The following is a 26,434-nucleotide window of genomic DNA, read 5'->3' on the forward strand; positions in this document are numbered from 1 at the left end:
AGGAGGCTTCCGTTCATCAGCCTAATTTGTTATTTCTCTTCATATCATCAGCTTTTTGCATGGACCGGAAAATGGACAGCGACGCGCTCAGCACCTTCCTGACGGTTCACCGCCGTGGTGGAATCTCGAGCGCCGCGAAGGCGCTGCACCGTTCGCAGCCGGCGATATCCCGGCGCATCGCGCTCCTGGAACAGGAACTCGGCATGCCGCTGTTCGAGCGGATCGCAGGACGGACGATGCTGAGCGATGCGGGGCGGGTGATGGTGCCGTACGCCGAGCGAGCGGTCGCCGCCGCGCAGGATGCGGAGAATGCGGTGCGCGCACTGGCGCGGCCGGATTCTGGACCGGTCGCACTCGCCGTGGTCGGCACGCTGGCGGGCGGCAGGCTGTCCGAAATTCTCAAGCGGTTTGCGGCCGAATATCCCGGCGTCGAGCTGACCTTGCGCACGGCGACCAGCGCGGAGGTCAGCGATCTGATCCGGCGCGGCGAAGCCACCATCGGCCTGCGCTACGACTGCGACGGCTCGCGCGATCTCGATTGCGAATTGCTGCAAGCCGAACGGCTGCAGGTCGTGTGCGCGGCCGATCACCCGCGTGCCGGCCGGCGGGTCGCCAAACTGGCCGATTTGCGCGGCGAACGCTGGATCGCGTTTCCGGTGCTGCCGGGGCGGCGCGAGATCACGGCGTCACATGTGTTCGCGCTGTTTCAGACCCATGGATTGGGGGAGGTCGGCTGGACGCCGGTCGACAGCCTCACCGCCCAGAAGCGTCTGGTCGAAGCCGGCCTTGGCATCGCATTGCTCTCGGAGAGCAACGCTGCGGAAGAACTGAAATATGGCTCGATCGCGACCATCCGGGTCGGTGATCTCAAGGCCAGCCAGGACGTCGTGACGGTGACCCGCCGCGGCGGCTTTCTCAGCGCGGCGTCGCGGCGGTTCTTGGAGATTGTCCGGGCCGAGTACGGCGGAGCGAAAGCGACGCGGCGGTAATTCAGGCCGTCATTCCGGGTTCGGTGCTTTCGCACCGCCCCGGAACGACGCTACGAGGTTACGTCCCCGCCTTCACCTGGGCGACGGCTGTGGCCATCAGCTCGTCCATCTTGGCGCGGAGTTCCTGCTCGGTGAGGGCGACGCCCTTGGCCTTGATATCGGCCATTACCTTGCGAAGGACGTCGGAATCGCCGGCTTCCTCGAAATCGGCGGCGACCACTTCCTTGGCGTAGGCAGTGGCGGCGTCGCCGGTAATTCCGAGCTTTTCTGCGACCCAAGTTCCGAGCAGCCGGTTGCGGCGCGCCTCGGCCTTGAACTTCTGCTCCTCATCGAGGGCGTATTTCTTCTCGAAACCTTCCTCGCGCTTGTCGAAAGTGTTCATATCCTGGGTTCCAATCCCTGCCAGATGCACGCGGGGGCCGCGTTGTGGCGGCCCCGTCGCCTACCTAGATAGAGGGGGCGAATCGGCAAAACAACGGGCCGTTAAGCCGCAGTCTACAGGTATAAGTTGGCCCAATTGGGCCGTGTCGATTGTGCTGGATAGCCCAATCGGATAGGTTGCCAACAGGCTTGGTTCTTGTTCTGTTTCCAGTTGGTTAAGATCAGGTTCCTGGCCTTCACGGCAGCTCCGTCGTGGTCGTAAACCCTTGTCATCCGGAGCACACCAAATTCATGGATTTCAACAAAACACGGTACATCCCTATGAGCCGTCGACGCCGCATTTATGAAGGCAAGGCCAAGGTCCTGTATGAAGGCCCGGAGCCGGGAACCCTGATCCAGCACTTCAAGGACGATGCGACCGCGTTCAATGCCAAGAAACACCAGGTGATCGAGGGCAAGGGTGTCCTCAACAACCGGATTTCGGAGTACCTGTTTCAGCACCTCAACGACATCGGGGTGCCGACCCATTTCATCCGCCGCCTCAACATGCGCGAGCAGCTGATTCGCGAGGTCGAGATCGTGCCGCTGGAGGTGGTGGTGCGGAACGTGGCGGCGGGATCGCTGTCGCAGCGCCTCGGCATCGAGGAAGGCACCCAGCTGCCGCGCTCGATCATCGAGTTTTATTACAAGAACGACCAGCTCAACGACCCGATGGTCTCCGAAGAGCACATCACCGCATTCGGCTGGGCGACGCCGCAGGAAATCGACGACATCATGGCGCTCGCCATCCGCGTCAACGACTTCCTGACCGGGCTGTTTCTGGGCATCGGCATCCGTCTGGTCGATTTCAAGATGGAATGTGGCCGCCTGTTCGAGAACGAAATGATGCGGATCATCGTCGCCGACGAGATCTCGCCCGACTCATGCCGGCTGTGGGACATCAAGTCGAACGAGAAGCTCGACAAGGATCGCTTCCGCAGGGATCTCGGTGGTCTCCTGGAGGCCTATACCGAGGTGGCAAAACGTCTGGGTATCCTGATGGAGAACGAGCGGCCGGCGGGTACGGGTCCGGTGCTGGTGAAGAGCTGATTGGTCGCCGTCATCCTGAGGTGGCTCGCCGGCTTCGGCGAGCCACGAAGGATGGAGATGAAATACAAGGTCGCCCTTCGAGGCTCGGGCTTCGCCCGCGCATCTCAGGGTGACGTCCTGAATACTGGGCCAAGAATATGAAAGCACGTGTTACCGTTACCTTGAAGTCCGGCATTCTCGATCCGCAGGGCAAGGCCATCGAAGGCGCGCTGAAATCGCTCGGCGTCGATGGCGTCGCCAGCGTCCGTCAGGGCAAGGTGTTCGACATCGAACTATCCGGCTCGGACAAGGCCAAGGCCGAGGCGGCGTTGAAAGACGCCGCCGACAAGCTGCTGGCGAACACCGTGATCGAGAATTATCGGGTCGAACTGCTCTAGGCGCTTCCCATGAAATCAGCCGTTCTCGTCTTCCCTGGCATCAATCGCGAGCGCGACATGGCGCGCGCACTCAAACTCGCATCGGGCAACGAGGCCGCGATGGTCTGGCATGCCGAGACCGCGTTGCCCAAGGGCACCGATCTCGTGGTGGTACCCGGCGGGTTTTCCTATGGCGACTATCTGCGCTGCGGCGCGATTGCGGCGCGTGCGCCTGTCATGGACGCGGTGCGGGATTTTGCGGCCAGTGGCGGCCTCGTGCTCGGTGTCTGCAACGGTTTTCAGATCCTCTGCGAAGCCGGCCTTCTGCCCGGCGTGCTGATGCGCAACGCGCGGCTGAAATTCATCTGCAAGGATGTGCACCTGCGGGTCGAACGCTCCGACACGCCGTTCACGCGCGGCTACAATGCCGGCCAGGTCATCCGCGTGCCGGTGGCGCATGGCGAAGGCAATTACGAGGCCGATGAAGAGACGGTCAAGCGCCTCGAAGGCGAGGGGCGGGTGCTGTACCGTTATTGCTCGGCGGACGGCGTCGTCGACGAGAATTCCAACATCAATGGTGCCGCGGAATCGATCGCCGGCATCGTCAACGAGCGCGGCAATGTGCTCGGCATGATGCCGCATCCGGAAAACCACGTCGAAGACATCATGGGCTGCACCGACGGTCGCGGCCTGTTCGCGGGCCTCGTGGCGCATCTGGAAAAAGCGGCGTGATTGCCCATCGCGTTTTCAGGCGAAGCGGGAACCGGTTCGCGTGAAGAAAACGCGTCTCAATAAAATGACGAAGTGGCTGCTGGCGGTCATTGCGTCGCTGTCTTTCGTCACGAGCGCCCACGCGCAGGATTATCCAAAACGTCCTGTCACGATGATCGTGCCGTTTGCGGCCGGCGGCACTTCGGACGTGATCGCGCGCGTGGTTGCCGAAGAGATGGCCAAGCCACTCGGACAGCCGATCGTGATCGAGAATATCGTGGGCGCCGGCGGCTCGATCGCGCTGGCGCGGGCGGCGCGCGCTGAAGCCGATGGTTACACCATCGCGATCGGCAATGCCGGCACCAGCGCGGCGACCTATACGATCTATCCGAAACTGTCGTTCACGCCGGATTCGTTTTTGCCGATTGCGATGGTGGCGAAGACCTTCGGCATCGTCGCGTTGCGCAAGGATTTTCCGGCCAGGAATCTTCAGGAGTTCATCGCCTACGCGAAGAAAAATCCCGGCAAGATCAATCTCGGACATGCCGGCGTTGGCTCGTCGAATTTCCTGATCTGCAAGAGCTTTGCGCAGGCCGCCGGCATCGATGTCACGCTGGTCGGCTATCGTGGCGCGGCGCCCGCGCTGACGGACGCGATCGGCGGCCAGATCGATGGCGTCTGCGATGCCGCAGCTTCCGTGTCGCAGGCGATCGACGACAAGCTCGTCAAGGCAATGGTGGTCGGCTCGACGGTGCGGCTCGCGACCTTGCCGGAACTGCCGACGTCCGCGGAATCGGGCCTCCCCGAATTCGAGGCGCAGGGCTGGAACGGCCTGTTCGCGCCAAAAGGCACACCGCCGGCGATCATCGCGAAATTGAATGCCGCGGCGAAGAGCGCGGTGGAGAGCGATGCCGTCAAAAAGCGCTTTCACGATCTCTCGACCGTTGCCCCCGACGCCAATGAGCACACACCGGAAGTGCTTGGGCAATTCGTGACGCGCGACGTCGAGAAATACCGCAAGCTGCTGGAAGAGAAGAAGTAGCGCGACGCTACCCGGTCTCGGCATTTCCGCAATCTGCGGGCACGGGCTTCCAGCCATTCCGCCGCGAACGTGTCCGGCTGGCCTGAAATTTGCTCCTGCATCCTCTGGCTACCCGCTTAACGCGGACTTTCCGATCGTCGGACGGAGGAATGTCATGCTCATCAAGCTTTCCCGTACCTTTGCGCTTGCGGCCGTTTTGCTGTCGTACCAACCGGCGATGGCCGAAACTGCGCTGCGCATCGCGATGACGGCGTCCGATATCCCGACCGCAACGGGAATGCCAAATAATGGCTTCGAAGGCATGCGCTTTATGGGGTATCCGATCTTTGAAGGGCTGGTGCTGTGGGATTTGACCAGAACCGACCGGTTGGCGACCCTGCGGCCCGGGCTCGCGGAGAAATGGGAGCAGGACCCAGCCGATAACAAGACGTGGATCTTCCATCTGCGCCGCGGCGTGAAATTCCACGACGGCACCGATTTCAATGCGGATGCCGTGATCTGGAACCTTGATCGCTATTTCAACAATAGCAGCCCACAATTTGAGCCGCCAAGCTCGGCAATTTCGCGGGCCCGCGTCCCTATCATGGGAAGCTACAAGAAGGTCGATGACGACACCGTCGCCATCACCACGACCAAGCCGGCATCTTACTTTCCCTATATGGCGGTGTACCTTCTGTTCACGTCGCCTACGTCGTTCGAGAAGGCCGGCCGGGAGTGGGCCAAGGTCGCGACGTTGCCCGCTGCAGGCACCGGTCCATTCCGCATCACCAAGGTCGTGCCACGGCAGGAAGCCGATCTCGCCCGCTGGGATAAATACTGGGACCCCAGCCGGATGGCGAAGGTCGACAACGTCGTGCTGATGCCGATCCCCGAAGCGAATTCGCGGCTGGCTGCGTTGCGCGCCGGCCAGGTCGACTGGATCGAAGTGCCGCCGCCCGATGGTCTCGCCTCACTGAAATCGGCGGGCTTCACCATCACGACCGGTTCATATCCGCATGTCTGGCCCTGGTTCTACAACATCGGCGCGACCAACAGCCCTTTCAAGGACGTCAGGGTTCGCCAGGCTCTAAACTATTGCATCGATCGTGAAGGGCTGGTGTCGCTTCTCAATGGGACCGCGGAGCCGTCGGTAGGCTGGCTCAAGGCCAGCGATCCCGATTTCGGAAGCCCGGTCAACCGCTACAAGTTCGACGCGGCCAAGGGCAAAGCCCTACTTGCCGAAGCGGGATACACACCGGCGAAACCGTTATCGTTCAAGGCGCTGATCTCGAATTCCGGCTCGGGCCAAATGTTGCCTTTGCCGATGAACGAATTCCTGCAGCAGAACCTCAAGGAAAATTGCGGGGTGAATGTGGAAGTCGGCGTGATCGAATGGCAGGTTCTGTTGACAGCGGCCCGCGCCACACCCGATCACGCAAGCCTGCAGGGCGCGATGGTGCTCAACATCAGCTCGCCATCGTCAGATGCCGGTGTCATGGCGCGTTACTTTGCGGCGGCCAATTTTTCGCCGAACGGATTCAATTTTGAGCAATGGAAGGACGATGATTTCGAGGATGCGCTCAAGACGATTTCCGAGGCGACTGATCCGAAAGCCATCTCGGCCGCCTATCGCAAGGCGCACGAACGCATCGTCGATAATCCTCCCTGGCTTTTCATCGTCCACGATCTTAACCCGCGTGCGATGAGCCCGAAGGTCAAGGGTTTCGTCTCGCCGCAGTCGTGGTTCGTCGATCTGACCCTGGTCAGCTTGCAGTAGAGAAGCGCCCGGATTCATTGCCCGCGCCAACGTGCCGAGCGCAGCCTTCTACCGGCCGCGCAACCGGTCGATCCACTTGCTATAGCGATCGCCGGGAATGGTCATGGCGGCGACGCCGGCCATCACCAGTACCAGTCCAAGTGCGAGATTCGCCGGCACGGATTCGCCGAGCAGCAGCACCGAGAGGCCGACGCCGATCGGTATGCGCAGATAACCTTGCGCGTTGGTGGTGAGGGTGCCGAGCCGGCTCAGGCACATATAAAACAGCATCAGCCCGAACGCGCTCGAGAAGATGCCCATCGCGACGGTCGCCGCCAGGGCTTCCGCCGTCGGCTGCAAGGTCCAGGGGTGATCGACGATCAGCGATGCCGGCAGCAGCACGAAGCCGCCGAACAGCAGTGAGCCCGCCGCCACCACCATCGGATCGTAATCGGTCAACCGCAGCCCGAAGATGGTGGCGCAGGCAAAGGAGAGGGTGGCGACAAGGATGACGATTTCGGCGAATACGTCCTTGCTGAGACCGCCGAGCGCGTCGAGCCCGATGATCGCCGCCGTTCCGGCGAGGCCGAGGATGGCGCCAGCCAGCTTCAGAAGCGTCGCCGGCTCGTGCCGCGTGATGCCCCAGGTGATCAGGAAGGCAAAAATAGGCGTCGTCGAGGCCAGCACCACGGCGCTCGATGCCGGCACATATTGCTGCGCCCAGGTGATCATCAAAAACGGGATGGTCGAGTTGATGCTCTGCTGGAAGGCGAACAGCTTCCAGGCCCTGGCATCGATCGGGAGCCGCAATCCGCGCGCGTACAGGATGACGAGGAGGAATGCGGCGGCGATCAGCGAACGGGCCGAGATGAAGGTGATCGGCGGGATCGAGCCGAGGCCGATCTTGGTCAGCGGATAGGTCGAACTCCAGCAGCACGCCAGCGCCAGCAGCAGGGCATAATCGCGCCAGCTGTGCTTCCCCGGGGGAATGCTAGGTGGCAACGGCGCCTGCGTCCGTCGGCGGCTTCCGCTTCACCCGCTTGATGGTTCCGGAAAAGGTGAACAGCGACCGCTCGCCCGATTTCAGCACCCCGCGCAGGAAGATCAGGGAGCCGCCGGCGCGGGTGATCTCACCCTCGCATTCGACCAGTTCGCCTTCGTGTGCCGCATCGAGGAATTCGCAGCCAAATGCCACCGTCACGCCCGACCCCTGCAGCACCGGCGAGGCCAGCGCGAACAGGCAGTAATCCGCAAACGTCATGAAGCAGCCGCCATGGACGTTGCGCTGGCCGTTGAGGTGTTTTTTCTCGACCCGGAAGGCGCAGCGGACCCGGCCGTCTTCCTCCACCCGGTGCCAGAACGGCCCGCTATGGGTCTCGAAATTGTCACGGGTCCAGGTGCGCCAGCCGGCGAATTCGCCCTCGGTTTCAACGTGCAGGTCGGGACGTTTGACGAATGCAGTATTGGAGAGGTCATTCACGAAATTGGGCCTTCCTTTGCAGGTTTGAGCCCTTAAATCCGATCCAGGCGTGATGTGCAAACGCCGATCCCGGCCGGCCTGCCGTAAAGCTCTGGACAGGGCGGAAATGCGCCCTAAAAGGCCTTTTCCCAGCCCCCCGATCTTCCTATTAAGGGACCCATGAACGAGCCCCAGATCACCCCCGAACTCGTCGCCAGCCATGGTCTCAAGCCGGACGAGTATGAGCGCATCCTCAAGCTGATCGGTCGGGTGCCGAGTTTCACCGAACTCGGGATTTTTTCCGCGATGTGGAACGAGCACTGCTCGTACAAATCCTCGCGCATCCATCTGCGCGGGCTGCCGACCAAGGCGCCCTGGGTGATCCAGGGCCCGGGCGAAAACGCCGGGGTGATCGACATCGGCGACGGCCAGGCGGTCGTGTTCAAGATGGAGAGCCACAACCACCCGAGCTATATCGAGCCCTATCAGGGCGCGACCACCGGGGTCGGCGGCATTTTGCGTGACGTTTTCACGATGGGCGCGCGCCCGATCGCGTGCCTCAATGCGCTTTCCTTTGGCGCGCCCGAGCATCCCAAGACCCGCCATTTGGTGTCGGGCGTGGTCGCCGGGGTCGGCGGTTATGGCAATTCGTTCGGCGTGCCGACGGTTGGCGGGCAGGTGCGTTTCCACACCCGCTATGACGGCAACATCCTGGTCAACGCGATGGCCGTCGGCCTCGCCGACACCGACAAGATCTTCTATGCGGCGGCTTCCGGCGTGAACATGCCAATCGTCTATTTGGGATCCAAGACCGGCCGCGACGGCATTCACGGCGCGTCGATGGCCTCGGCCGAATTCGACGATGACAGCGCCGAGAAGCGTCCGACCGTGCAGGTCGGCGATCCCTTCGCCGAAAAGCTGCTGCTGGAAGCCTGCCTCGAAATCATGGAAAAAGGTTGCGTGATCGCGATCCAGGACATGGGCGCGGCCGGGCTGACCTGTTCGGCGGTCGAGATGGGCGCCAAGGGCGATCTCGGCGTCGATCTCATCCTCGATAACGTGCCGACGCGCGAAACCGGCATGAGCGCCTATGAGATGATGCTCTCGGAAAGCCAGGAGCGCATGCTCATGGTGCTGAAGCCCGAGAAGGAACAAGAGGCCGAGGCGATCTTCCGCAAATGGGGGCTCGATTTTGCCGTCGTCGGCTATACCACGCCGAGCAAGCGTTTCGTGGTGAAGCATGGCGGCGACGTCATGGCCGATTTGCCGATCAAGGAATTGGGCGACGAGGCGCCGCTGTACGACCGGCCGCATGTCGCATCCGCATTGTTGCCGGTGGTGCGCGCGCAGGACGTCAAGCCGCCGATCGGCATTTCGGCGGCACTGGAAAAGCTGATAGCGACGCCCGAGCTGTGCTCGCGGCGCTGGGTCTGGGAGCAGTACGACCACGTCATCCTCGGCAATACGGTGCAGCGCCCGGGTGGCGATGCCGCCGTCGTGCGGGTACAGGACGGACCGAAGGGGCTTGCGCTCACCGTCGACGTGACGCCGCGCTATTGCGAAGCGGATCCGTTCGAAGGCGGCAAGCAGGCGGTGGCCGAGGCCTGGCGCAACATCACGGCGGTCGGCGGTCGGCCGCTCGCGATCACCGACAATCTCAATTTCGGCAATCCGGAACGGCCCGAAATCATGGGCCAGTTCGTCGGCTGCCTGAAGGGCATTGCGGAAGCCTGTCGTTCGCTCGACTTCCCGGTCGTGTCCGGCAACGTCTCGCTCTACAACGAGACCAACGGCCGCGGCATCCTGCCGACCCCCTCGATCGGCGGCGTCGGGCTGCTCGACGATTTCACCAAGTCAGCAACGCTCGCCTTCAAGGCGGCAGGCGAGGCGATCCTCTTGATCGGCGACACGCAGGGCTGGCTCGGACAGTCCGTCTATCTGCGCGATGTCTGCGGCCGCGAAGAGGGCGCGCCGCCGCCGGTGGACCTCGCCGCCGAAAAGCGCAATGGCGACGTGGTGCGCGGCATGATCCACGCCGGCACCGCAACCGCGGTGCATGACGTTTCCGACGGCGGACTTCTGGTCGCGCTCGCCGAGATGGCGATTGCAAGCGGCGTCGGTGCGCAGCTGTTGGCGGCGCCGGCCTCGATCGTGCCGCACGGCTACTGGTTCGGCGAAGACCAGGCACGCTACATCGTGACGGTGCCGGCGGCCGATGCCGGACTGGTGCTGGCGAAGATGAAGGGCGCCGGTGTGCCCTGCGCACGGATCGGCTCCACCGGTGGTGATGCGATCGCGGTGGCCGGTGAAGCACCGGTCGCGGTGACCTCGCTCAATACGGCGTTCGAAAGCTGGCTGCCGGCCTATATGAGCGGCAAGGCGTCCTGATTTTATTGTAGCCCGGATGAGCGAAGCGATATCCGGGATGCACCGTTCCCGGATATCGCTGCGCTCATCCGGGCTACTGGCCCTCACAACACCCGTTTCGCCCCCGGAATCTGCCGCAGCGCGCGCGTCAGCGCCCAACTGAACGCGACCGTTAATACGAAGCCAATGGGGGCTTTCACGGTCGCAGGCATATTGTAATCGAACAGCCAATACTGCAGCCACAGCGCGATCGGATAGTGCACCAGGAACATGCCGTAGGCATCGCCCTGCATCGGATCGAGTACGCTCCTGCCGGAGTTGGCGAACCTCAGGAAATAGGCCAGGATCAGGAACAGGATGGCCACGCTGAAGACAGTGAAGCAGACAGCATAGGCCCCTTCATACCAGTGGGGCAGGTCTGCTGGATTTCCCAGGTTTTCGCGCTTGATGGAGATCAGCACCCACATGAGGTAATACGGAACGATCGCCAGGATCATCCAGTCCCAGCTGACCTTCGCCATCCGGCCGTCAGCCGCGAGCAGCCCGCGATCCATCATCGCAACGCCGATGCCGGCGCCGAAAAAGAAGTAGGTTGCGTAGAGCATCACGCGCCCGTGCTGGACGGAAAACGGCCCGAACTCGAACCAGCTGCCTGCTCCGTAGTAAATCCGCCCGGGAATGTAGAACGCAGCGGTGACGGCAAGCATGACCGCGAAGAACACCGCGGGCCGGCGGCGACCGTGCAGCGAGAGGCGGTTGATCGGATCGAGAAGGTTGGGTGACAGCCGATACAGCAGGCAAGCAACCAGGTCGAAGCCGAGCAAGACCCAAAGGAACCAGATCGGTCCGCTCGGCCAGGGTCCGACGGTGACGGTTTTCCACCAGAATGAAGCGAAGCTGACCTCGGGATGCTGACGCAGGGAAATGGCGTAGTAGGCGATCGGAATGACGGTCAGCGCGCAGATCGCGAATGGCAGGGCAAGCCGAAACAGGCGATCCTGCAAGTAATTCAGCGGTCCCTTTCGCGCAATGCCGGACCATGCGAACAGGCCAGACAGGAAAAAGAACATCGCCATGAAGAAACTGTCGGTGGCGAGCACGATCATGTCGAAGCCGAAGAATGACTTCGGGTCGGTGTGACCGTAGTAAGTATACGGGATGACGGCGTGGTGCAGCAGCACCACCAGCGTCAGGAAGGTACGGGCGCGATCGAGCGAAAGGTTTCGCGATTTGGTTTTTGGCACCGCGTGGGCGTCGGCATGCCCCACGGTGGAAATCGATGTCATGCGCGCCTCCCCAGCCGCTGTTTGTCCGGAATGTTGCAGCCGGGAACCCGATCAGCAAGGCGAATCATCAAGCCCCACGGCGCGGCATCGTCGTTCATTCGATAAAAATGTCGCGACATGCGACTGAACACGATTCGGAATTTCGCCGCATGGCAAAAAGCGCGAAGCGCGGCTTCGCGCCTGACGATCCAGCCGTCAGCGCCTTGGCCGGCGGATCAGGCCCTCAGGCCACTTCCTCGATCTTCACTTTATCCGGATAGAACGCCAGATGGCCGGCGATCTCTGCCATCGCCGGGAACGGCGTCTCATAGGTCCAGATCGAATTCTCCAGTGTCTTGCCGTCGGCGTTGATGCTGAAATAGTTCGCGTCCCCCTTGTAGGGACAATGCGTGGTCCGCTCGGTGCGGGCCAACAGCGCCATATTGACGTCGCTGCGCGGCACATATTGCACCGCCGGATAGCGCGCCTCCTTGAGAGTGAGGGCCTGGGTGGTGTCGGCGATGACCACGCCGCCGGCCGAAACCCGGACGCGCTTGGGATTGGCCGCAATCGTGATCGGATGGTCGGGACCGGGAAGTTTCATGGTTCTTGGCCTCTTTTTGGGTCAGCCGGATGTGACCGGACGCCTCAACCTGAATGGTTTAAAACGTTTGAACCCGGGATATAGTGCCGGGCAGGATGACCTAGAAGGGCGTACGCGCTAGGTTTGGCCGTCACGGTCGCGAGAGCTGGCCGTGATTCGCAACATCTGACGGAGACATGCTGGAATGCCGATGGACGCCCACGATATCGAATCGATGATCAAGGCAGCCATACCCGATGCCGAGGTGACGATCCGCGATCTGGCCGGCGACGGCGATCACTACGCCGCGACCGTGATTTCTGAGTCCTTCCGCGGCAAGTCGAGGGTCCAGCAACACCAGATCGTCTACCAGTCGCTCAAGGGGCAGATGGGCGGCGTGCTGCACGCGCTGGCGCTGCAAACCGGGGTGCCCGAAGGCTGACCGAACCTCGGAGGCGCGCCAATGGCGGCGGATGCACACGGCGCGCTGTTCCGACCGATCGTGCCGCACCAGCACAGCCGGGTGACTTACGCCGAGCTGTTCTTCGACCTCGTCTTCGTCTTTGCGGTCACACAGATCTCGCACAGCCTGCTCGGCCATTTCACGCCGTTGGGCGCGCTGCAGGTCACGATGCTCTTCCTCGCGGTCTGGTGGGTGTGGGTCTACACCTCCTGGATCACCAACTGGCTCAATCCCGAAAAGACCCCGGTCCGGCTGCTGCTGTTTGCGCTGACGCTCGGCGGGCTCGTGCTCTCGACCTCGATTCCGAAGGCGTTTGACGACCGCGGGATGTGGTTCGCGTTGGCCTATGCCGCGATGCAGGTCGGCAAGACCGTGTTCCTGTGGGTCGCGACGCCACCGTCGCGTCCACTGGCGCGGATGAATGCGATCCGCATCACGTCATGGCTGGCGCTGTCGGCGGTGTTCTGGATCGCGGGTGGATTTGCGAAGGGCGAAACCCGGCTGGTGCTGTGGGGGATCGCGCTTGTCATCGAATATCTGTCGCCGGCGGTGCGGTTCTGGATACCCCGGTACGGCGCGTCTTCAGTTGCCGATTGGGTGATCGAGGGCGGCCACATGGCCGAACGCTGCGCGGGGTTCATCATCATCGCGCTCGGCGAATCCATCATCGTGACGGGTGCTACGTTTGCCGAGCTGACCTGGACGATCGAAAACGTTACGGCCTTCGTGTCAGCCTTTGTCGGCACCCTGGCGATGTGGTGGATCTACTTCAACAAGGGCGCCGAAGCGGGATCCGAGCAGATTTCAAAATCGAGCGAACCGGGGCGGCTGGCGAGGCTCGCCTATACTTACCTGCACATGCCGATCGTGGCGGGGATTATCGTCACGGCAGTGGCCGACGAACTCGTGCTGAAGCACCCGGGCGGTCATTCCGATCTCAGGACGGTGCTGAGCGCGACCGGCGGACCGCTGCTGTTCCTGATCGGGACGATCCTGTTCAAGCACAGTTTTCGCGGCTTTCTGCAGCTCTCGCACGGTGTCGGTATCATCGTGCTGTGCGGGCTGGCCTGGTTCGCGCACGACCTGTCGCCGCTATGGCTCTCGCTGCTCACGACCGCGATCATGGTGGTGGTCGCGGTGTGGGAATCGATCTCGCTCAGGTCCGACACGCCCGAGTAGACAATCCGTGCGTGCCGGTCGCGTAAGCGGCACGCCATCGCGAACTGCAAGCGCTACTTCTGGGCGACGAGGTTCTTCAGAACGAGGTCGGACAACTGGACCACAAGGGCACGAAGCCTGACATTTTCCTCGATCAGCGACGCCAGCGCGGCGCTCGCGTCGGAATCGGGTCCCTCATCGACTTGCGCCGATAAAGGTCCGAAGCGGTGCTTCTGGCTCCTGGACGTCGGATACGCATTCCCCATAATTAGATCCCCTGGCACGAACTCAACCCCAGCCAAGTCGTCGGAGCAGGATTGGCTGAGTCGGCGTCAAAATTTGGACATTTCGAAGGGGAAACGACAGCGCTGCTGCAGCGAATTGCTGGCGCAGAATGACGAAATTGCAAATTTGTTAAGCATTTGCTTTCATACGAGACGACGAAGGGGCTGATGCGCGGCGGCGCTGCCACCTTGTTCGCAAGTACAATCTGACCAGCGCGGTCAACTCAGTCCCCACGGCATGCCCGTGGCCGAGAACGCGCGCCGATGAAACAAAGCGAAGCACGTGCCCTGATACTCCAGCAGTGGGATGACTGGATACTGACGCAGGCGATCGATCCTGGCGGACCCACCGGCAAGGACTCGCTGCGATTCTTCTACGAGCTGCAGGACGACGGGTCGCCGCTATTGGATTTCCAATCTCGAGGGCAAGACAAATGGCGGATCATTCACGGCTGGCTGCTCGGCGCCGAGCGATTGTCCGATCATTGGATGATGCCTTCGCCACGGATCATACCCACGCGCAAGCCGCGGTCGGCGCGCGGCAAGTCCGGGGCGAAAACGTGAGGGCTCAGTCCAAGGCCGCCAGCGCGTGCACCGAGAACATCCTGTTCTTGTCGGTCCAGGACTCCCGCACCTTCCAGCCCGCGCCACGCGCCAGCGCGGTGAAGCGCTCGAAACTGTATTTGTAGCTGTTCTCGGTGTGGATGCTCTCGCCGGGGCGGAACGAGAAATTGTGCCCGAGCACGCGCACGTTCTGCGCCTTGCGGCTGATCAGATGCATCTCGATGCGATGGCGGTCGCGATTGTAGATCGAGCGGTGGGTGAAGGCGGAGAGATCGAAATTGCCGCCGAGCTCGCGGTTGATGCGCACCAGCACATTGAGATTGAAGCGCGCGGTAACGCCGGCTGAATCATTGTAGGCGTCATAGAGCACGCGCTCATCTTTTTCGAGGTCGACGCCGACGATCATCTGCGCGCCGTCGCCGAGGATTTCGCGGGCGGTGCGCAGGAAGGCGCTGGCTTCATTCGGCTCGAAATTGCCGAGCGTCGATCCCGGAAAGAAGCCGAGCTTCGGCATATTGGCGATCTCGGCCGGCAGCGCGAACGGTGCAGTGAAATCCGCGGTCACCGGATAGACGTTGAGACCGGGGAAATCCTTGCGCAGGGCATCGGCCTGCGCCTTGAGGAAGTCGCCGGATATATCAACCGGGACGTAGGCGCCGAAGTCGCTGCGTTCCAGCAGCAGGCGCACCTTCGTGGTGGCTCCGGCGCCGAATTCCACCAGCGCCGCTCCTTTCGCGATGATCGCGGCAATCGCATCGCCGCGGTCGCGCAGAATGCCAAGTTCGGTACGGGTCGGATAATATTCCGGCAGCACCGTGATCTGTTCGAACAGCTCCGACCCCGTGACGTCGTAGAAATATTTCGGCGACAGCCGCTTGGGATGCTGCGCGAGGTTGCCGATTACGTCTTCCGCAAACGCCGTAGTCTGTTCATCGAACTCGTGCGTGTGGGCCAAAGCGGGGGCATGCACATTCATGATACTCTCCTGAACGCGCTTCCCGGCGCGCTTTTGATCATCGGTTGGGCGTGATCTGGTTCGGAAAGGCGTCGTCGCCGTTCCGGATCATGCTTGAGAAAGGTCAGGCGTAGTCTGCAAGGCGCAATCCCGTGAACTGCCAGCGGTGGTGCGGGTAAAAGAAGTTACGATAGGTGATACGGCTGTGACCGGCCGGAGTTGCAAGCGACGACCCTCGCAGCACCAGCTGGTTGACCATGAACTTGCCGTTGTATTCGCCGAGCGCGCCTTCGATAGCGCGATACCCGGGATAGGGTGAGTAGGAGCTGCGGGTCCACTGCCAAACGATACCGAACGCATCGTTCAACAGGCCGGCACGTGCCGCGACTTCCCATTCCATCTCGGTCGGCAGATGCTTTCCGCTCCAGCGCGCGAACGCATCCGCCTCGTAATAACTGACATGGCTGACCGGAGCGGACGGATCGATCGGCTGCAACCCGCCGAGCGTCATGATCTTCCATTCGCCGCCAACCTGGCGCCAATGGCCGGGCGCCTGCCATTGCTCGTTGTTCACGGCGGCAAAACCGTCCATCAGCCACGGCGTCGCCGTCGCGTAGCCGCCGTCCTTCATGAAGGCGAGCCATTCGGCGTTGGTGACGAGGTTGCAGGCGAGTTTCACCGGGCCGACCAGCGCGCGGTGGGCGGGCTTCTCATTGTCGAAGTGAAAACTGTCGTCGGTATGCCCGACGGTATGGATGCCTTCGTTGAGGGCGATCCATTCGTCACCGCCCCGTGTCGGGGCAGGGAAGCGCCACGCCGCATCATAGGCCGGCGGGATCGGGTTCTGGGCGAAGGCGTGCAGGATGTCAGTGAGCATCAATTCCTGATGCTGCTGCTCGTGGTTGAGGCCGACCTCGACCAGCGGTACCAGCGCGCTGAGGACGTCCTCGCGCGCGGTCTGGAAGAATTTGACGACGGCGGCATCGACATGGCGACGATAGGCGGTGACTTCATCGGCGCTCGGGCGCGTCAGGTGACCGCGCTGGTGGCGGGCATGGCGGGGGCCGGCACTGACATAATAGGAGTTGAACAGGAAGGCGTAGTCGGGATGAAAAACCCGATAGCCCTCGCAATGCTCGCCGAGCAGAAATTGCTCGAAAAACCAGGTGGTATGGGCGCGGTGCCACTTTGCCGGGCTGGCGTCCGGCATTGACTGGATCAGCTGATCCTCGGGACTCAGGGGTGCGGCCCGGCGCTCGGTCTCGTCCCGGACTGCGAGATAGGCGTCGACCAGTCGATGGGCGAGGGTGCCGGAATCGGAAAAGAGTGACGGGGTGGGGGTGGCTAACGCGGCCGCGGCTACTGATTTCGTCACTGGTGGCTCCGGTTCGGGAGAGAACGTTTCTCTGGCAGACAGGTTCCTGACGGACAGTCCGTCCTAGATAGGGGTTCCCATCCGGGAAAAAAGCCTCCCGGCGCCATGATATTGATGCCATCAGACTATGAGCCGCCCGGCCTTTTGGGCGCCGCGGCAAGGTTGCGCATGCCAGCTACTCGCCATTTTACTTTGGATGCACAACGGTTTGGGCTACATATATGGGCAGGATCGGGTTGAATCGGACGAGCCGGCCCGCAAGGCTTAGCCGCAGGGGGCCGTGCCCCAAAAGGAAGCGAATATGAGCATCGAGCAATTTATCGACAACGAAGTGAAGTCGAACGACGTCGTGCTGTTCATGAAGGGAACGCCGCAGTTTCCGCAGTGCGGTTTTTCGGGGCAGGTGGTCCAGATCCTCGATCACGTGGGCGTCGGCTACAAGGGCCTGAACGTTCTGGAGTCCGCCGACCTGCGCGACGGCATCAAAACCTACTCCAACTGGCCGACCATTCCGCAACTCTACGTCAAGGGCGAGTTCGTTGGCGGCTGCGACATCGTCCGCGAGATGTTCCAGGCCGGTGAACTGCAGCAGCTGCTGGCCGACAAAGGCGTCACCGTCAACACGGCGGCTTCAGCCTGAGTTCGACCGCGCGCCAGATCGGCAAGGCGCGGCTGGAAGTCATCGTTGCCGACATCACCAGCTTGCGCGTTGACGCCATCGTCAACGCCGCGAATTCGTCCCTGCTCGGCGGGGGCGGCGTCGATGGGGCGATCCATCGGGCGGCCGGACCTGAGCTGTTGGTCGAGTGTCGCGCGCTGAATGGTTGCGCGACCGGCGATGCAAAAATCACCCGGGGCTACCGGCTCAAGGCCCAACATGTGATCCACACAGTTGGACCGGTCTGGAACGGCGGTAACCTTGGTGAAGACGATTTACTCGCCTCGTGCTATCGCCGCTCGATCGAACTTTGCCGGAAGCACGGTCTTGCCTCCATGGCTTTTCCGGCGATCTCAACCGGGATCTATCGCTTCCCAGCCGATCGCGCGGCCGGGATCGCGGTCGCAACCGTGGTCGATGCGCTGGCCACGGCACCTGAAATGACCAGCCTGATTTTTTGCTGCTTCTCCGAGGATAGCGCCCGCCTGCATGAATCGGCGCTGGCTGCCTTCGGGAGCCCTTGTGCCTGATGACACGCGGCCGCTACACTCCCCGGGCGAATTCGGGGGGGTCCAATGAATTCTCGTCAAGTGCTGCGCGTGCTCACCTTTGGCGCGCTGATGCTGGGGGCGCCGCCGCTCGCCCGCGCTCAAGGCACCTTCGACATGCCCGCCGGGGCGCGTTTCAATGAAGCAAAACTGGCCAGGATCAGCGAGTTCTTCGCGAACGAGGTGGCAACCGGCAAGATCGCCGGCGCGAACGTCCTGATCCAGCAGCGCGGCAAGCCGGTCTATCATCAGACCTTCGGCGTGCAGGACGTGGTCTCCAAGGCGCCAATCACGGACAAGACCATCTTCCGCCTGTCGTCGCTGACCAAGGCGATCACATCGGTCGTGGCGATGCAGCTGATCCAGGACGGCAAGATCAAGCTCGATGATCCCGTCTCGAAATACATTCCGTCCTTCGCAAACATGAAGGTCGGCGTGGAGAAAAAGGCTGAGGACGGCAACAGGACGCTCGAACTGGTGGCGATGAACCGGCCCATCACCATTCTCGACCTGATGCGTCACACCTCCGGCATCACCTATGGCTTCTATGGCGACAGTCTGGTGCGCAAGGCTTACAAGGAAGCCAACCTCTACGCGGGCGATTTCGACCTCGCCGAGTTCGCCGAACGGATCGCCAAGCTGCCGCTGCACAACCAGCCGGGCGCGCTCTGGCAATACGGCCATTCCACCGACATCCTGGCGCGGATCATGGAGATCGTGTCCGGCAAATCATTGCTCGCAATCGAGAAGGAAAAGCTGCTCGATCCGCTCGGCATGACCGACACCGGCTTCTTCGTCACCGAACCGGAGAGGTTGCAAAGGCTCGCCCAGCCGGTGCCAAACGACAGTGATTTCCGTGTCGGTCGCCAGTACCGGACCGAGGTTCGCCAGAAATGGGAATCCGCCAGCGGCGGCATGGTTTCGACCATGTCGGACTTTTCGCGTTTTGCGCAAATGCTGCTCAATGGCGGGACGTTCGAAGGCAAGACCTATCTCAGCCCGAAGACGTTCGAATTGATGGCATCGGACCATGCCGGCAAGAGCTCCGGCGTCGAGCGGGACTATTTCTATTTTCCCGGTGACGGCTTCGGCATGGGGCTTGGGTTTGCCGTGCGCACCGATCCCGGCAACGCCAAGCCGCCGCCGCCGGGATCGCTCGGTGAACTGAAATGGGACGGCGCCTCGGGTTGCTACATGGTGATCGACCGCAAGCAGGAAATGTTCTTCGTATTGCTGGAGCAGACGCCCTCCGAACGGCAGCGCGTCCAGCGCACCCTCAAGCAGTTGGTCTACGAAGCGATGGAGAATTGACGGCGTGAGCCTCCGCGGTCTTTTCGTCGCGGCGCTGGCCGCATTCGTCGTCCTCGTCTCGTCGCATGTCGTGCGTGCCAGCGAGCCTGCGCCGGGCGCGGGAAGCTTTTCGCGCGTAGGCCTGACGCGCGTCGGCGACTATATCCGCAACGAAATCGCGACCGGAAAAATCCCCGGTGCGATCCTGCTGATTCAGCAGCACGGCAAGCCGGTCTATTGCGAGAGCTTCGGCGTCCGCGACGTCGCGACCAAACTGCCGATGAGCACCGATACCATCTTCCGCCTCTATTCGATGTCGAAGCCGATCACCTCGGTGGCGGCGATGATGCTGGTCGAGGACGGTAAATTGAGGCTCGACGATCCCGTCTCGAAATACATCCCGGCCTTTGCGACGACCAAAGTCGGTGTCGAGAAGCGCGCCGACGACGGTACGCTGACGCTGGTAGAGGAGCCGCTCGAACGGCCGATTACGATCACCGATTTGCTGCGCCATACCTCCGGCCTGCCTTACGGGTACATGGGAGGAGGTCTCGTACGCGCCCGCTACGCCGAGGCAGGTCTCATCCGCCGCAACCTGACCAATGCCGAGTTTGCCGAGCAAGTCGCAAAACTGCCGCTGGTCGAGCAGCCAGGCACGCGATGGGACTACGGCTATTCCACCGACGTACTCGGTCGCGTGATCGAGGTGGCGTCGGGAAAATCCCTGCTTGAATTCGAAAGGGAACGCTTGCTCGGTCCGCTCGGGATGAACGAGACGGCGTTTGTCGTCGCCGATCCGGCGATGCGGCCACGCATTGCCGAGCCGATGCCGAGGGATCGCGCGATCAGCCCGGTCACCAACGTTCGGGATCCGATGGAGCCGAGGAGGATGGAGTCCGGCGGCGGCGGCATGGTGGGTACCATCGGCGACTACGCCCGTTTCGCCCAGATGCTGCTGAACGGCGGCACTTTCGAAGGCCGTCGCTACCTCAGGCCCGAGACGATCGCGCTCATGACGTCCGACCACATCGGCGCGGAAACCAAAATCGCGCGCGACTACGCTTACTACCCCGGCGAAACGAGCGGCTTCGGGCTTGGCTTTGCAGTACGCACGTCGGTGCCGCCGAATACGTCATGGCCACTGAGCGAGTACCGTTGGGATGGCGTCGCGGGCACGTTCTTCTTCATCGATCCCAGGGACGATATGTTCGCGATCTTCATGGTGCAGACGCCATCGCAGCGCGGACGGATTCAGCTTGCATTGAAGACGCTGATCTATCAGGCGTTGGGGAGATGAGCGTCAACCCCCGCGCACGATCTCGCGCACGAAACCGACCGTCTCCTCGATCATCGCGGCCGTCACATCGAGATGGGTGCAGGCGCGGATCCTGCCGTCCATCATCGCGAGCAGCACGCCGCGCTTGCGCAGAGCCTCGATCATCTTGTCGCCCGGGATGCCGGCACCGTCAGGCTTGAAGAACACGAGGTTGGTTTCCGGCTGCTGCACCTCGACGCCATCGATCTGCGAGAGCCCGCGCGCCAGCGCCCGCGCGTTGGCGTGATCGTCGGCGAGGCGGTCGACGTGATGGTCGAGCGCATAGACGCAGGCCGCTGCGCAAATGCCGGCCTGCCGCATCGAGCCGCCGAGCCGCTGCTTCCAGCGCCAGACATTGTCGATGAAATCGCGCGAGCCCGCGATGGCGCCGCCGACCGGCGCACCGAGGCCTTTGGAGAAATCGATCCAGGCCGAATCCCAGCCCGCAGCCATGTCGCGCGCGGAAATGCCTGACGCGACGCAGGCGTTCAAGAGCCGCGCACCGTCCATATGGGTGACGAGCCCGTTGGCCTTGGCGATCTCGACGACTTCATCCAGCGCGGCCTTCTTCCAAATCGTGCCGCCGCCGATATTGGCGGTCTGTTCGACGCTGACGACGGTTTGCGGCGGCTGGTAGCGCGAGCGTGGGTGAAGCGCGGCACGAAACGTCTCCGGCGAGAATTGCCCGTCGTCGCCCGGCAGCGGGGTGATCTGGAAGCCGCCGAGGGCGGCATGCGCACCGCCTTCGCGGGCGATGATGTGCGCGCTGACATGCGCCAGGATCTCGTCGCCCGGCCGGCACCAGGACAAGGTCGCCGCGACGTTGCACATGGTGCCCGACGGCATGAACACCGCCGCTTCCTTGCCGAGCAGGTCGGCGACGCGTTCGCAGAGCAGATTGACGGTCGGATCGTCACCGATCTGTTCGTCACCGACCTCGGCCCGCGCCATGGCCTCGCGCATCGCCGGTGTAGGGCGGGTCTGGGTATCCGACAGCAGGTTGATACGGACCGGCGCTGCCTTGGGATCCCGCGGAGGAGGGGTGTAATAGGTCATTGGCTGGCTCTCGGTAGTTGCAAGACGGCGAGGAGACGAGGGAATTATCTGAAGCGTAGATTTTCGCGTGACAACTGGTCGATCGATCTGCACCCCATCAGCTTCATGTCGCGCTCGATCTCGGCCCGCATCAGGCCGAGCGCACGCTCAACGCCGGCCTGGCCGGCTGCCGCGAGAGGATAAAGATAGAAGCGGCCGACGCCAACCGCTTTGGCCCCCAGCGACAATGCTTTCAGGACATGGGTGCCACGCTGGATTCCGCCGTCCATGATGACGTCGATCCGGTCGCCGACGGCATCGACGATTTCAGCCAGTTGATCGAACGCTGCCCGCGAACCGTCGAGCTGCCGGCCGCCATGGTTGGACAGGATGATTCCGGTGCAGCCGATCTCGACGGCGCGTTTGGCATCGGCCACCGACATGATGCCCTTCAGGCAGAATTGTCCGTTCCATAGTTTCACCATTTCGGCGACGTCGTCCCAGGTCATGGAAGGGTCGAGCATTTCGGTGAAGTAGCGCCCGATCGACATGGCGCCGCCGCTCATATCGACGTGCTCGTCGAGCTGAGGCAGTTTGAAGCCCTCATGGGTGAGATAGTTGATCCCCCACATCGGCTTGATCGCGAACTGGGCCATGCCGGCAAGCGTCAGGCGGAAGGGAATCGAGAATCCGGTACGCAAATCGCGTTCGCGGTTGCCGCCGGTGATGCTGTCCACCGTCAGCATCATGACGTTGACGCCGGCTTGCTTCGCGCGTTGCATCATGGCGCGGTTGAGCCCGCGATCGCGGTGAAAATAGAACTGATAGACCTGCGGCGTATCGTGCGCCTTGCGCAATTCCTCGAGGCTGACAGTGCCGAGCGAGGATACGCCGAACATCGTGCCGTACTTCGCGGCCGCGGCCGCCACCGCGCGCTCGCCGGTATGGTGGAACAGCCGTTGCAGCGCGGTCGGGGAGCAATAGACCGGCATCGCCAGTTTCTGGCCCATGACGGTCACCGACATGTCGATGGCCTCCACGCCGCGCAGGACGTTAGGGACCAGATCGCAGCGCTCGAAGCTTTGGGTATTCTGGCGCAGCGTTGCCTCGTCGTCGGCGGCGCCGTCGATGTAATTGAAGATCGGGCCGGGCAAGCGCTGTTGCGCCAGCTTGCGGAAATCATGGAAGTTGTAGCAGTCGTTCAGGCGCATGGGGTGCTCCCGCCGGGGGCAGAAAAAAGGCCCCGGTTTTCCCGGGGCCTTTAATAACTCGAAAATGCGTTCCGATCAGCGCGAATAGAATTCGACGATCAGATGGGGCTCCATCTGCACCGCGAACGGCACGTCCGACAGCGCCGGGATGCGGGTGAACTTCGCCGTCATCTTGGAGTGATCGGCCTCGATGAAGTCGGGCACGTCGCGCTCGCCGAGCTGGACGGCTTCCAGCACCGGGGTGAGCTGCCTCGAGGATTCCTTGATCTCGACGACGTCGCCGGGCTTGACCTTGTAGCTCGAAATGTTGACGCGGCGGCCGTTCACCTTGATGTGGCCGTGGTTGATGAACTGGCGCGCGGCGAACATGGTGGCGACGAACTTGGCGCGATAGACCACGGTGTCGAGGCGGCGCTCGAGGAGGCCGATCAGGTTTTCACCGGTGTCGCCCTTCATCCGGCCGGCTTCGACATAGATGCCGTGGAACTGGCGCTCGGAAATGTTGGCGTAATAGCCCTTGAGCTTCTGCTTGGCGCGGAGCTGCACGCCGAAGTCGGACAGCTTGCCCTTGCGGCGCTGGCCGTGCTGGCCGGGGCCGTATTCACGGCGGTTCACGGGGCTCTTGGGGCGGCCCCAGATATTCTGGCCCATACGGCGATCGATCTTGTATTTCGCCTCACTGCGCTTAGTCATCGCGTCCTCTGATAGGTTTGAGTTTTGAGGAGACGCGCCCTCCTGTGCGCCGGGAACTTCCCGGTGCCGACAGGTCCGCCTCGAAAGCTTCAAGGAGAACCACGGGTCGCGAAACGCAACGCGGGCCGAAACCGGCCCGCGAGCAAGCGGGTTATTAGGGAGAAAGCGCCGTTCTGTCAATGAGAAGGGACGGTCATTCCGGGTTCGCTTCGCACCCCGGGATGACGGCCGGAGCCCGTCAAGTCGCGACCGCCCGGACCGCTTTTGGCTCGGTTTGCTGCCGATTCGAGCGCAATTCGCCCGCGATTTCGGTGTTCAGCACCTGTTCCAGCCGATTCAGCACCTTCGCGATCAGGGCGGCATCGGTAATCCGGTGGTCCCAGCGCAGCACGACGTCGATCGTCTGGTCCGGTTTCTCGACCCCGTAGCTCAGGACGAACGGGCCCGGGCTCAGGGCGTGGAGCTGGCCGGCGCCATAGGCGGCCACGGACGTCACCCCGAAACTGCCGAAATAATTGGCGCGCTGGCGGCCGAAATTGAGCCCGATCGCCCAGAACAGCCGGCGCAGCGGCAGCGGCAGCCGCGTCGTGCGCAGGATTTTCCGGAACGCCGGCACCTGTTCGATCGGCGCCTCCTTGGCATGCCGGATCATCGCATCGACGTCCGCGAGCGACATTTCATCGGGGGCGGTGACCTTTTGCGGCAGCACGCAATCCTGGCCGTCTTCGACGCGCGCGATCGCCACCATCGCAACGCTGCGCGGCAGTTCGTAGAAGGCGGGCGTTGGCCATTTGACGTAGAGCGTGCGCAGTACCGGTTGCTCCTTGGCGACCAGCGCGAACGCCTTGACGAAGATCGCCGCCCAGCCCGGCCGCACGGCGGCCTGCGCGCGGGCCTCCAGCAGGCCACGGATATTGAGCGGCCGCGCCAGCGAGACAAACGGCACGTTGTTCGACGCATGCATGAGGTCAGCGACGAGACGGCGCGGCAATGTTATTTTTCGAACCGTTCCGCGCATGCTCCGCTCAAGTTCCCGCAATCAACAAATCAGAAAAACCGACGAGCCCGACGACCCGCCAGTGCCCTGATGTAGCACGAACCGGCCGGTTTGACGCCAGAGCCTTTCCGTTTCGATTGCATCGAAACGGGGCTCTGGGTCCTTATTTTGACGCGTTTTCTTGATGCGAACCGGGTCCACCCACGGATCAAGTCCGAGGGCATGCTTCGCTGGAAAACGCTACAGCCTTATGGCGCTGGTTTGGCCAATGGTTCGCCCGCCTTGACGACGTAAACCCCAAGCACTTTGAAGGGCTTGTCGCCGGCCTTGGCGTCGTGAACGGCGCCCTCCGGGATCTGGTAGGATTCCCCGGCCTTGATCTTCACGGGCGGCTTGCCGTCGATGATGAGCTCAAGCTCGCCCTCGAGCACATAGCCGGTCTCGGCACCGGGATGGGTATGGCGGCCGGCCGCGCCGCCGGCAGGCACTTCCGCAATCGCGGTGACGGTGTTGTAGCCGGGCGGGAAATCGAGTTTTTGCAGCGGGGTGCGCTTGATGCCGCTTTGCTGGGCAATCGCGACCCCGGCGCCGGCGAAGGCAATGACGGTCAGTCCGAGCAGAATTTTCCTGATCATGATGTTTGTTCTCCCTGTCGGAAAAGACTAGCAGCGACACCACCGCGGGCAAAGTAGGGCGGGCGCAACTAACGCCTGATCCCTTCAAAACTCGCGGCGATGCCGCGCTGAAACAGCGACCAGTCGAAGCCGAGCGCGAGCGCCACATACCCGCGCTCGATCATCTTGTTGGCCTGTTCGGCGGATCGCGCGACGCCGCCGATCGGCACGCCGCTCTTGAGGATGCCTTCCTCGGCGCGCTGCATCAGCGCGACCACCTGGGGATCATCAGGCAGGCCCCGCTTGTTGATGGAAGTCGCAAGGTCGCCGGGGCCGATCACCGCAAGGTCGATGCCTGGTGTTGCCATGATCTCGTCGATGCGGTTGACCGCCTCGACATGTTCGATGGTGATCATGCAGATCATGTCATCGTCGGCGGTCGCCATGTAGTCCGGCATCGACACGCCCCAGCGGAACGGCGCATGAAACGGCCCCCACAGCCGGTCACCCTTCGGCGGATAGCGCACGCTGCGCACCGCTTTTTCGGCATCCGCCGCGCTGCAGATCATCGGGAAATTGATTCCGAGCGCGCCGATGTCCATCGGCGCCTTTGCCAAATGCGGCTCGTTGGCCGCGATCCGCACCATCGGCACGCAGGGCGTGCCTGAAGTGGCTGTGATCATCGCATGCGCGGAGCCGAGATCGATCGGGCCGTGTTCGAGATCGACGATGATCCAGTCGATCCCGGTGCGGGCCATGATCTGCACCGTCTGGATCGAGGGGATGGTCGCGATGGCGCCGAAGGTCGGGCGCTTCTCGCGCCATTGCTGACGGAGACGGTTGAGCGGCGTGAGGGAGGCGGAGGTCAATTGAAAATTTCCGTTGGGCTGGTTCAGGTCAGGGTGCCGAGAATGACGGTGTAGCAAACGCGGGGTACAACTCCAATGCGCCCTGCGAGGAGCGAAGCGACGAAGCAATCCATCTCTCCGTTGGCGCGGTGAGATGGATTGCTTCGCTTCGCTCGCAATGACGGAGGATAGGCATGCCTTCGCACTCTCGCGGCGCGATGCGCCCGAAGTTTGCAAATCGTTCGCCCTATAGAATGAGGGCGCAGGGAAGACCGGGTGCGCGCTGCACCCGCGGTCTCGTGTGCGATTTGCACTTGGTAGGCTGCACACGAGCATACAGGGCAGCGGAGAACACCCGGCCTTCCCTGCGCAATGGCTTTACGGCTTATAACGCGATCTCCCCGGTGAACGGGCTTTCTTGCCACCGTCGCTCCTGATCAGCTTTTGGC

The 26,434-nt window shown here is 62.5% G+C and carries 28 protein-coding genes; 14 read left to right on the forward strand and 14 right to left on the reverse strand.

Features of this window, described 5'->3' with window-relative positions; all coding sequences use genetic code 11:
• The first annotated feature begins 71 nt into the window (after nt 1-71).
• Nucleotides 72-989, forward strand: coding sequence for a LysR family transcriptional regulator (locus JQ567_RS32250; protein WP_212442562.1), 918 nt, complete (start codon nt 72-74; stop codon nt 987-989).
• 58 nt (nt 990-1,047) lie between these two features.
• On the opposite strand, the gene JQ567_RS32255 is transcribed toward JQ567_RS32250, so the two are convergent.
• On the reverse strand, nt 1,048-1,371 hold the full coding sequence (locus tag JQ567_RS32255; protein ID WP_212442563.1) for a DUF1476 domain-containing protein: 324 nt from the start codon (nt 1,369-1,371) through the stop codon (nt 1,048-1,050).
• A gap of 320 nt (nt 1,372-1,691) precedes the next feature.
• Between JQ567_RS32255 and purC the strand changes: the two genes are divergently transcribed.
• From purC to JQ567_RS32280, 5 genes are all read left to right on the forward strand, one after another.
• Complete coding sequence (purC, locus tag JQ567_RS32260; protein ID WP_171708996.1) at nt 1,692-2,459, forward strand: phosphoribosylaminoimidazolesuccinocarboxamide synthase; 768 nt, start codon at nt 1,692-1,694, stop codon at nt 2,457-2,459.
• A gap of 137 nt (nt 2,460-2,596) precedes the next feature.
• Nucleotides 2,597-2,836, forward strand: coding sequence for a phosphoribosylformylglycinamidine synthase subunit PurS (gene purS, locus JQ567_RS32265; RefSeq protein WP_028349990.1), 240 nt, complete (start codon nt 2,597-2,599; stop codon nt 2,834-2,836).
• Nucleotides 2,837-2,845: 9 nt separating this feature from the next.
• Nucleotides 2,846-3,547, forward strand: coding sequence for a phosphoribosylformylglycinamidine synthase subunit PurQ (purQ, locus tag JQ567_RS32270; RefSeq protein WP_212442564.1), 702 nt, complete (start codon nt 2,846-2,848; stop codon nt 3,545-3,547).
• 64 nt (nt 3,548-3,611) lie between these two features.
• Nucleotides 3,612-4,568 carry a tripartite tricarboxylate transporter substrate-binding protein gene (locus JQ567_RS32275; RefSeq protein ID WP_212442581.1) on the forward strand — a complete coding sequence of 319 codons (957 nt, stop codon included), beginning with the start codon at nt 3,612-3,614 and terminating at the stop codon, nt 4,566-4,568.
• A 154-nt stretch (nt 4,569-4,722) separates the two neighbouring features.
• Nucleotides 4,723-6,324, forward strand: coding sequence for an ABC transporter substrate-binding protein (locus JQ567_RS32280; protein WP_212442565.1), 1,602 nt, complete (start codon nt 4,723-4,725; stop codon nt 6,322-6,324).
• Nucleotides 6,325-6,372: 48 nt separating this feature from the next.
• Here the strand turns inward: JQ567_RS32280 and JQ567_RS32285 are convergent, their stop codons facing one another.
• The gene (locus JQ567_RS32285; RefSeq protein ID WP_212442566.1) at nt 6,373-7,305 is read right to left on the reverse strand and encodes a DMT family transporter; all 933 of its coding nucleotides are present in this window, start codon (nt 7,303-7,305) and stop codon (nt 6,373-6,375) included.
• Nucleotides 7,295-7,783 carry a PaaI family thioesterase gene (locus tag JQ567_RS32290; RefSeq protein WP_212442567.1) on the reverse strand — a complete coding sequence of 163 codons (489 nt, stop codon included), beginning with the start codon at nt 7,781-7,783 and terminating at the stop codon, nt 7,295-7,297. Before JQ567_RS32290 ends, JQ567_RS32285 begins: the two co-directional genes overlap by 11 nt.
• 159 nt (nt 7,784-7,942) lie before the next feature.
• Here JQ567_RS32290 and purL point away from each other — a divergent pair, with 159 nt between their 5' ends.
• Nucleotides 7,943-10,150 (forward strand): phosphoribosylformylglycinamidine synthase subunit PurL, encoded by a 2,208-nt coding sequence (gene purL, locus JQ567_RS32295; RefSeq protein ID WP_212442568.1) that lies wholly within the window; start codon nt 7,943-7,945, stop codon nt 10,148-10,150.
• A gap of 83 nt (nt 10,151-10,233) precedes the next feature.
• Here the strand turns inward: purL and JQ567_RS32300 are convergent, their stop codons facing one another.
• Both JQ567_RS32300 and JQ567_RS32305 read right to left on the reverse strand, forming a co-directional pair.
• Nucleotides 10,234-11,415 (reverse strand): acyltransferase, encoded by a 1,182-nt coding sequence (locus tag JQ567_RS32300; protein ID WP_212442569.1) that lies wholly within the window; start codon nt 11,413-11,415, stop codon nt 10,234-10,236.
• Nucleotides 11,416-11,638: 223 nt separating this feature from the next.
• The gene (locus JQ567_RS32305; protein WP_212204535.1) at nt 11,639-11,998 is read right to left on the reverse strand and encodes a DUF427 domain-containing protein; all 360 of its coding nucleotides are present in this window, start codon (nt 11,996-11,998) and stop codon (nt 11,639-11,641) included.
• Nucleotides 11,999-12,182: 184 nt separating this feature from the next.
• On the opposite strand from JQ567_RS32305, the gene JQ567_RS32310 reads away from it, so the two are divergent.
• Both JQ567_RS32310 and JQ567_RS32315 read left to right on the forward strand, forming a co-directional pair.
• Nucleotides 12,183-12,419, forward strand: a complete 237-nt coding sequence (locus tag JQ567_RS32310) for a BolA family protein (protein ID WP_057838868.1) — start codon at nt 12,183-12,185, stop codon at nt 12,417-12,419.
• Between the two features lie 21 nt (nt 12,420-12,440).
• Entirely contained in the window at nt 12,441-13,619 is a 1,179-nt protein-coding gene (locus JQ567_RS32315) for a low temperature requirement protein A (protein WP_212442570.1), read from the forward strand.
• 53 nt (nt 13,620-13,672) lie between these two features.
• On the opposite strand, the gene JQ567_RS32320 is transcribed toward JQ567_RS32315, so the two are convergent.
• On the reverse strand, nt 13,673-13,864 hold the full coding sequence (locus JQ567_RS32320) for a hypothetical protein (RefSeq protein ID WP_212442571.1): 192 nt from the start codon (nt 13,862-13,864) through the stop codon (nt 13,673-13,675).
• 282 nt (nt 13,865-14,146) lie between these two features.
• Between JQ567_RS32320 and JQ567_RS32325 the strand changes: the two genes are divergently transcribed.
• Complete coding sequence (locus tag JQ567_RS32325; RefSeq protein ID WP_212035102.1) at nt 14,147-14,446, forward strand: hypothetical protein; 300 nt, start codon at nt 14,147-14,149, stop codon at nt 14,444-14,446.
• Between the two features lie 4 nt (nt 14,447-14,450).
• Here the strand turns inward: JQ567_RS32325 and egtD are convergent, their stop codons facing one another.
• Together egtD and egtB are read right to left on the reverse strand one after the other, a co-directional pair.
• Nucleotides 14,451-15,422: an L-histidine N(alpha)-methyltransferase gene (gene egtD / locus JQ567_RS32330; protein ID WP_212442572.1), complete on the reverse strand. Its 972-nt coding sequence runs from the start codon at nt 15,420-15,422 to the stop codon at nt 14,451-14,453.
• A gap of 103 nt (nt 15,423-15,525) precedes the next feature.
• The gene (egtB, locus tag JQ567_RS32335; protein WP_212442573.1) at nt 15,526-16,776 is read right to left on the reverse strand and encodes an ergothioneine biosynthesis protein EgtB; all 1,251 of its coding nucleotides are present in this window, start codon (nt 16,774-16,776) and stop codon (nt 15,526-15,528) included.
• 301 nt (nt 16,777-17,077) lie between these two features.
• Here egtB and grxD point away from each other — a divergent pair, with 301 nt between their 5' ends.
• Genes grxD through JQ567_RS32355 form a run of 4 tightly spaced genes read left to right on the forward strand, consistent with a single transcriptional unit; the run spans nt 17,078 to nt 20,569 of the window.
• Entirely contained in the window at nt 17,078-17,416 is a 339-nt protein-coding gene (gene grxD / locus JQ567_RS32340; RefSeq protein WP_212264390.1) for a Grx4 family monothiol glutaredoxin, read from the forward strand.
• A complete protein-coding gene (locus JQ567_RS32345; RefSeq protein ID WP_212442582.1) occupies nt 17,413-17,964 on the forward strand; it encodes an O-acetyl-ADP-ribose deacetylase in 552 nt (183 codons plus the stop codon). Before grxD ends, JQ567_RS32345 begins: the two co-directional genes overlap by 4 nt.
• Nucleotides 17,965-18,009: 45 nt before the next feature.
• Nucleotides 18,010-19,293, forward strand: a complete 1,284-nt coding sequence (locus JQ567_RS32350; RefSeq protein ID WP_212442574.1) for a serine hydrolase — start codon at nt 18,010-18,012, stop codon at nt 19,291-19,293.
• 4 nt (nt 19,294-19,297) lie between these two features.
• Complete coding sequence (locus tag JQ567_RS32355; protein ID WP_409363646.1) at nt 19,298-20,569, forward strand: serine hydrolase domain-containing protein; 1,272 nt, start codon at nt 19,298-19,300, stop codon at nt 20,567-20,569.
• 3 nt (nt 20,570-20,572) lie between these two features.
• On the opposite strand, the gene JQ567_RS32360 is transcribed toward JQ567_RS32355, so the two are convergent.
• The 6 genes from JQ567_RS32360 to JQ567_RS32385 all read right to left on the reverse strand — a co-directional run bounded on the left by JQ567_RS32360 (nt 20,573) and on the right by JQ567_RS32385 (nt 26,006).
• A complete protein-coding gene (locus JQ567_RS32360; RefSeq protein WP_212442575.1) occupies nt 20,573-21,643 on the reverse strand; it encodes a low specificity L-threonine aldolase in 1,071 nt (356 codons plus the stop codon).
• Between the two features lie 44 nt (nt 21,644-21,687).
• On the reverse strand, nt 21,688-22,833 hold the full coding sequence (locus JQ567_RS32365) for an alpha-hydroxy acid oxidase (RefSeq protein ID WP_212442576.1): 1,146 nt from the start codon (nt 22,831-22,833) through the stop codon (nt 21,688-21,690).
• Nucleotides 22,834-22,908: 75 nt separating this feature from the next.
• Nucleotides 22,909-23,526 (reverse strand): 30S ribosomal protein S4, encoded by a 618-nt coding sequence (gene rpsD, locus JQ567_RS32370; protein WP_192734154.1) that lies wholly within the window; start codon nt 23,524-23,526, stop codon nt 22,909-22,911.
• A gap of 238 nt (nt 23,527-23,764) precedes the next feature.
• A complete protein-coding gene (locus JQ567_RS32375; RefSeq protein ID WP_212442577.1) occupies nt 23,765-24,544 on the reverse strand; it encodes an acyltransferase in 780 nt (259 codons plus the stop codon).
• Nucleotides 24,545-24,771: 227 nt separating this feature from the next.
• Nucleotides 24,772-25,158, reverse strand: a complete 387-nt coding sequence (locus JQ567_RS32380) for a cupin domain-containing protein (protein WP_192734152.1) — start codon at nt 25,156-25,158, stop codon at nt 24,772-24,774.
• Nucleotides 25,159-25,226: 68 nt separating this feature from the next.
• On the reverse strand, nt 25,227-26,006 hold the full coding sequence (locus JQ567_RS32385) for an HpcH/HpaI aldolase/citrate lyase family protein (protein WP_212442578.1): 780 nt from the start codon (nt 26,004-26,006) through the stop codon (nt 25,227-25,229).
• Nucleotides 26,007-26,434: the final 428 nt, after the last annotated feature.

This window comes from Bradyrhizobium sp. AUGA SZCCT0431 (assembly GCF_018131065.1).
Taxonomy (GTDB): domain Bacteria; phylum Pseudomonadota; class Alphaproteobacteria; order Rhizobiales; family Xanthobacteraceae; genus Bradyrhizobium.

What these genes read in the sequence shown, in the direction of transcription:
- JQ567_RS32255 (WP_212442563.1), bottom strand. Translation starts at nt 1,371, where the DNA reads ATGAACACTTTCGACAAGCGCGAGGAAGGTTTCGAGAAGAAATACGCC.
- JQ567_RS32325 (WP_212035102.1), top strand. Translation starts at nt 14,147, where the DNA reads ATGAAACAAAGCGAAGCACGTGCCCTGATACTCCAGCAGTGGGATGAC.
- rpsD (WP_192734154.1), bottom strand. Translation starts at nt 23,526, where the DNA reads ATGACTAAGCGCAGTGAGGCGAAATACAAGATCGATCGCCGTATGGGC.
- JQ567_RS32320 (WP_212442571.1), bottom strand. Translation starts at nt 13,864, where the DNA reads ATGGGGAATGCGTATCCGACGTCCAGGAGCCAGAAGCACCGCTTCGGA.
- JQ567_RS32300 (WP_212442569.1), bottom strand. Translation starts at nt 11,415, where the DNA reads ATGACATCGATTTCCACCGTGGGGCATGCCGACGCCCACGCGGTGCCA.
- JQ567_RS32365 (WP_212442576.1), bottom strand. Translation starts at nt 22,833, where the DNA reads ATGCGCCTGAACGACTGCTACAACTTCCATGATTTCCGCAAGCTGGCG.
- purL (WP_212442568.1), top strand. Translation starts at nt 7,943, where the DNA reads ATGAACGAGCCCCAGATCACCCCCGAACTCGTCGCCAGCCATGGTCTC.
- JQ567_RS32375 (WP_212442577.1), bottom strand. Translation starts at nt 24,544, where the DNA reads ATGCGCGGAACGGTTCGAAAAATAACATTGCCGCGCCGTCTCGTCGCT.
- JQ567_RS32275 (WP_212442581.1), top strand. Translation starts at nt 3,612, where the DNA reads ATGACGAAGTGGCTGCTGGCGGTCATTGCGTCGCTGTCTTTCGTCACG.
- purC (WP_171708996.1), top strand. Translation starts at nt 1,692, where the DNA reads ATGAGCCGTCGACGCCGCATTTATGAAGGCAAGGCCAAGGTCCTGTAT.
- JQ567_RS32315 (WP_212442570.1), top strand. Translation starts at nt 12,441, where the DNA reads ATGGCGGCGGATGCACACGGCGCGCTGTTCCGACCGATCGTGCCGCAC.
- purQ (WP_212442564.1), top strand. Translation starts at nt 2,846, where the DNA reads ATGAAATCAGCCGTTCTCGTCTTCCCTGGCATCAATCGCGAGCGCGAC.
- grxD (WP_212264390.1), top strand. Translation starts at nt 17,078, where the DNA reads ATGAGCATCGAGCAATTTATCGACAACGAAGTGAAGTCGAACGACGTC.
- egtD (WP_212442572.1), bottom strand. Translation starts at nt 15,422, where the DNA reads ATGAATGTGCATGCCCCCGCTTTGGCCCACACGCACGAGTTCGATGAA.
- JQ567_RS32380 (WP_192734152.1), bottom strand. Translation starts at nt 25,158, where the DNA reads ATGATCAGGAAAATTCTGCTCGGACTGACCGTCATTGCCTTCGCCGGC.
- purS (WP_028349990.1), top strand. Translation starts at nt 2,597, where the DNA reads ATGAAAGCACGTGTTACCGTTACCTTGAAGTCCGGCATTCTCGATCCG.
- JQ567_RS32250 (WP_212442562.1), top strand. Translation starts at nt 72, where the DNA reads ATGGACAGCGACGCGCTCAGCACCTTCCTGACGGTTCACCGCCGTGGT.
- JQ567_RS32280 (WP_212442565.1), top strand. Translation starts at nt 4,723, where the DNA reads ATGCTCATCAAGCTTTCCCGTACCTTTGCGCTTGCGGCCGTTTTGCTG.
- JQ567_RS32350 (WP_212442574.1), top strand. Translation starts at nt 18,010, where the DNA reads ATGAATTCTCGTCAAGTGCTGCGCGTGCTCACCTTTGGCGCGCTGATG.
- JQ567_RS32305 (WP_212204535.1), bottom strand. Translation starts at nt 11,998, where the DNA reads ATGAAACTTCCCGGTCCCGACCATCCGATCACGATTGCGGCCAATCCC.
- JQ567_RS32360 (WP_212442575.1), bottom strand. Translation starts at nt 21,643, where the DNA reads ATGACCTATTACACCCCTCCTCCGCGGGATCCCAAGGCAGCGCCGGTC.
- JQ567_RS32310 (WP_057838868.1), top strand. Translation starts at nt 12,183, where the DNA reads ATGCCGATGGACGCCCACGATATCGAATCGATGATCAAGGCAGCCATA.